Source organism: Streptococcus sp. 1004_SSPC (assembly GCF_001069025.1).
Classification (GTDB): domain Bacteria; phylum Bacillota; class Bacilli; order Lactobacillales; family Streptococcaceae; genus Streptococcus; species Streptococcus vestibularis.
Genome location: NZ_JWGQ01000032.1, coordinates 1 through 5,182, shown reverse-complemented (window position 1 = coordinate 5,182; position 5,182 = coordinate 1). Strand labels below are relative to the sequence as shown.

Sequence of the window (5,182 nt, the reverse complement as noted above, 5' to 3'; positions counted from 1 at the left end):
CTGAACATACAAAAAGAGAAAACCTATCAGGTTCTCTCTAGATGTTAGCTTTTCGTCACCCACTACAGTTGACAAAGAGCCGAAAATTTGCGCCGAAACAGTTACTCTCTCATCCTTTTATTATTTTTAAAACATATGTAAATGGTGGGTAGTACTTTTCCCATCATCACTCTTGAGTCATCAAAACCTTACGTGGCTTAGTGCCTTCAGCTGGTCCAATCACTCCGGCTTCTTCCAATTCTTCCATCAAACGAGTGGCACGGTTAAATCCAACCGACAGACGACGTTGAATCATAGAAGCGCTAGCTTTTTGTGTTTCCAATACCAAGGCCTTCGCTTCTTCAAAGAGAGGATCTCCTTCCGAGCTACCACCATTGGCAGACGAACCTCCACCAAAATCATTCTCAGAAACTTCGCCAGGGTCAAAGCTCTCATCGTAGTCAGCAGAAGCCTGATCCTTGATAAAGGTCACAATACGTTCCACGTCATCATCAGAAATGAAGGAACCTTGTAGACGAACAGGGTGGTTCTCATCAATCGGTTTGAAAAGCATATCCCCACGTCCGAGTAGTTTCTCTGCCCCATTTTCATCTAAAATGGTACGACTATCTGTTCCGGAAGACACCGCAAAGGCCACACGAGAAGGCACATTGGCCTTAATCAAACCAGAGATAACATCAACCGATGGACGTTGGGTGGCAAGAATCATGTGAATTCCAGCCGCACGTGCTTTTTGTCCAAGTCGAATGATGGCATCTTCCACTTCTTTACTGGCCACCATCATCAAGTCAGCCAACTCATCAACGATAACCACAATCAAAGGCAAGGGGATCTGTTTCTCTTGCGACTGGGCATTCCAGTCTTCAACCTTGGCATTATAGCCTGCGATGTTACGCACGCCAAACTTACTAAAGAGTTCGTAACGATTTTCCATCTCATCAACCACTTTTTGAAGAGCCTTGGCGGCCTTACGTGGATTGGTCACCACAGGGATAAGGAGATGAGGAATATCGTTGTAAACAGAAAGTTCAACCATCTTAGGATCGACCATGAGGAACTTAATCTGATCTGGGCGAGCCTTCATTAGAATACTAGAGATGATTCCATTAACCGCAACAGATTTACCAGAACCAGTTGATCCAGCCACTAACAAGTGAGGCATCCGACCTAGGTCAAAGCTACGAGCTGAACCATCAACAGCCTTACCAAGAGGAACTTCCAAGAGCTTATTAGGATCCGTCTTGGACTGTTCCCAAAGTTCACGGAAAGAAACCGTCGCAATCTCGGAATTAGGTACTTCGATACCAACTAAAGATTTTCCAGGTATAGGTGCCTCAATACGGACATCTTTTGCCGCAAGAGCCAGAGCCAAGTCATCTGCTAAATTGGAAATACGATTAACCCGAACCCCAACAGCAGGCTTGACCTCGTACTTAGTTACAGACGGTCCAATCTCAGCCCGCTCAACCTTGACATCAATATTGAAACTCTTGAAAGTATCTTCTAAGATTCGAATATTCTTACGAACGATGTTTTTCTCTTTAGATTGACTCTTAGGCTTATCAGGTGCAAAGAGATCTATCTGAGGTAATTTATACTGTAAGAGCTCCTTCGGTGTGAAATCAACCTCGACAGGTGCATCATCTCCCTCAACAACCATAGATGGCGGAAACTCCTCGGTTGGCACATCCTCTGGATAAGGTGCATAATCTTCTTGGAAATCCTCATAATCCTCTGGAGGGAGATTATCATAGTAGTCCTCAGAGGCATAATCACTGATTTCAGGTTCAGATGCAAAAATCTCAGTTTCTTGTGGTAACTCCTCTGCGGCGTCATCTAAGATTTCTCCCGTCTCCTTGTCGACAGTCAAATCAGCCAGACGCTCTTCCTCAGCACGTTCTTGCGCTTCACGTTCTTTCTGAGCCTGACGTTCTGCCTTCTTCTCCTGACGTTTGGCCGTTCGTTCCAAACGCTTCTCGGAACCTCTCTGCCAGATACCTTTTGCATAATCCATGATATCTAAAACATCCCAAGGACTGAGAATAAAAGCACCCAATAGAATAATCAAGCACCCAATCATGAAGCTACCGATATTTGAAAAGAGGAAGGAAATCGGTTGGTATAGGAGAGCTCCCAACATACCACCACCCGCAAAACGAGCTACTTGCACACTGACCAGTTCCCCAAAAAGCAAGTCCTTTGTCCCAGGGAAAATATCCAGACCACTCATGCGTTCTAGACTAAAGAGATAGGCGTGAAACTCCAGTAGAAGACCTGCAAAGACCATCCAAAATCCAGTCACGTAGTTACTATGTTTCCGTAACCATTTAAAGCCAAAGAGATAAACATAGATAGCAAAAATCAAGGGATAAGCCATACTCCCCACGAAGACTCGAAAGAGATTATAGAGCGTAATCCCAAAGAAACCCAATCGAAAGACTGGGAAAATTAAGACAAAGGCAAAAAAGAAGGTCCATAGCATTCGCTTAATCGCCTTCTGTCTGTCTAATTCTGCTTTTGTAAGCCGCTTCTTACTGTTCTTAGAAGTCGACCCTTTTTTCGTTTTTTTCGTTGTAGCCATAGGTGTATTATACCACGTTTTTAGACATGAAAAAGAGAGACAGGTCTCTCCTTAGATTGAAGACAAAGTCTTTTTTTGAGACTTTCCTTCTTTTGACATTATTCTTCAATTAATGATGTTGAGTGAACCGGACGATTCTTACCGTCTGGATCAATATATTGGATAGCTTGGTTGATAGCGATAGGAGCTTCACCCATTCCCACAGCAATCAAATCAATCTTACCCTCATATTCTGCCGCATCACCAATAGCATAAACACCTTCTTGTGAAGTTTCAAACTGAGCATTAACCGTAACACTAGAGCGTTTGAAGTCAACATTCCAGTTACGAAGGTTTTTATTATTGGTTGAGAAGCCAAAGCTAACAATAAGGGCATCAAGTGGCAATTCCACAACCTCGTCTGATTTCACTTTTTGAACGGTCAAACTTTGAGCAAGACCATTTTCACCCTTGATTTCAAGGGGGACATAAGGCGTCATCACATTAACTGATGATTGATGAAGAAGCTCTACACTATGCTCATGGGCACGAAAGGCATCACGGCGGTGAATCAAAGTCACGCTCTCAGCAATCCCATCCAAGTGATTAGCCCAGTCAACAGCTGAGTCACCGCCACCAGCAATCACAACCTTCTTGCCAGCAAATTGGTCCAGGCTATGCACATTGTAGAACAAGTTATTGTCCGCATAATCTTCTTCATTGTCCACTCCCAAAGGGCGAGGGGCGAAGGCACCATTCCCACAAGCAATGACGATAGCCTTGGACAAGTGTTGACCCTTGCTAGTAGCAATCGTGAAGATACCATCTGTTTTTTCAAAGGTTTGAACCTCCTCTTTTAAGCGAATACTGACACGATCTTCAAAACGCTTAAGCTGGGTCAACAGATTTTCTGTCAATTCGGCACCTGTCGTTTGAGGAAAGGCTGGGATATCATAGATTTTCTTCTCAGGGTAGAGAATGGCAGGCTGACCACCAAGCTCTGACAAACTCTCGATAATATTCACAGTCATGCCACGTAAGCCGGCATAGAAGGCAGCCCAAAGGCCTACTGGTCCACCACCGATAATAGTAATATCATATATCTTTTCTTCTGACATTTTATTTTCCTTCTACTTTTATCTCTTCTAAAATGTGACGTTCTTCGTCTGTAAAGGCGTAGTTTTCCAAGAGGTCAGGTCGACGCTCCCAAGTCTTTCGCAAACTCTGTTCCATACGCCAACGTCGAATATTAACATGGTGACCTGACAAGAGTACATCTGGCACCTTCATGCCACGAAACTCAGCTGGGCGAGTGTACTGTGGAAATTCCAAAAGCCCTGATGAGAAACTATCATCCTTATGACTAGCTTCCTTACCTAAGACCTCAGGAATCAGGCGGACAGTCGCATCTACAATAGTCATTGCAGCCAACTCTCCCCCAGTTAAGACAAAGTCTCCTAGTGATATTTCATCAGTCACTAAGGTTTTGATGCGCTCATCATAGCCCTCATAGTGACCACAGATAAAGACCAATTCCTCTTCTTGCGCCAATTCCTCTGCATAGACCTGATCAAAGGTACGACCTGCAGGATCCAAGAGAATAACACGAGGCTTAGTCACATTTAATTTATCAAAGGTATCAAAAATTGGCTGGGCACGTAGCAACATGCCTTGCCCACCACCATAGGGTTCATCATCTACATGACGTGCCTTTTCCGCATTTTCACGGAAATTGTGATAGTTGATTTCTAGAAGCCCCTTATCCTTTGCCTTACCAACAATGGAATGCTCTAAGGGAGCAAACATATCTGGAAATAGGGTCAAGATATCAATCTTCATCGTCTAATCCTTCCATGAGCTCAACCTCAATACGACCAGCTGCGACGTCAACATCAAGAACCACTGGTGGAATATATGGCAAGAGCAGGTCCTTTTTACCTTTACGTTTCACTACCCAAACATCATTAGCACCCGGTTGGAGAATCTCTTTGACCTGACCAATCAAACTATCGCCTTCGTAAACATCAAGGCCAATGATTTCATGGTAGTAAAATTCACCGTCATCAAGGTCTGTTAGATTTTCCTCAGCAATTTTGAGACTGCAGCCTTTATACTTTTCTACATCATTGATATGGTAAAGCCCTTTGAACTTAACGATATCAAAGTTCTTATGCTTACGGTGACTCGCAATCTCAACATCCATGATGTGATTATCTTTGTCATCAAAAAGAGCTAGTACACTCTTCTTCTTAAAACGTTCGTCCGCAAAATCTGTTACAGACAAAACACGAAGTTCACCCTGCAATCCCTGTGTATTTACAATCTTTCCAACGTTATAATATGTCATTTAACTTCCTTATTAATTCTTATTCAAATCAAACCATGAGTCAACGAATTTTTAAGTAGCCTATGACGGCATCTCAAAACACGCGTTTTAAACCAGGTTAGATTCTTGTTATTCTTTATTTTAAAGCGATATAAAATGTCTGGCTTAGACCATTCAACCCCTCTATTTTATCAAAAAGGACACAAAAAAACCAGCTTTCTCTAGCTGGTGCTTATAGTCCGTACGGGATTCGAACCCGTGTTACCGCCGTGAAAAGGCGGTGTCTTAACCCCTTG

The 5,182-nt window shown here is 43.2% G+C and carries 4 protein-coding genes; all 4 read right to left on the bottom strand.

The annotated features are described in order from the left end of the window. Window positions 1-166: 166 nt before the first annotated feature. The 4 genes from ADF62_RS02410 to rimM all read right to left on the bottom strand — a co-directional run bounded on the left by ADF62_RS02410 (window position 167) and on the right by rimM (window position 4,907). Window positions 167-2,581: a DNA translocase FtsK gene (locus ADF62_RS02410; protein WP_048788000.1), complete on the bottom strand. Its 2,415-nt coding sequence runs from the start codon at window positions 2,579-2,581 to the stop codon at window positions 167-169. A gap of 98 nt (window positions 2,582-2,679) precedes the next feature. After that, the gene (locus ADF62_RS02405) at window positions 2,680-3,678 is read right to left on the bottom strand and encodes an NAD(P)/FAD-dependent oxidoreductase (protein ID WP_048787999.1); all 999 of its coding nucleotides are present in this window, start codon (window positions 3,676-3,678) and stop codon (window positions 2,680-2,682) included. 1 nt (window position 3,679) lies between these two features. Then, a complete protein-coding gene (trmD, locus tag ADF62_RS02400; RefSeq protein WP_048787998.1) occupies window positions 3,680-4,399 on the bottom strand; it encodes a tRNA (guanosine(37)-N1)-methyltransferase TrmD in 720 nt (239 codons plus the stop codon). Further along, complete coding sequence (rimM, locus tag ADF62_RS02395; protein ID WP_003094877.1) at window positions 4,389-4,907, bottom strand: ribosome maturation factor RimM; 519 nt, start codon at window positions 4,905-4,907, stop codon at window positions 4,389-4,391. Before rimM ends, trmD begins: the two co-directional genes overlap by 11 nt. Between the last annotated feature and the right edge of the window lie 275 nt (window positions 4,908-5,182).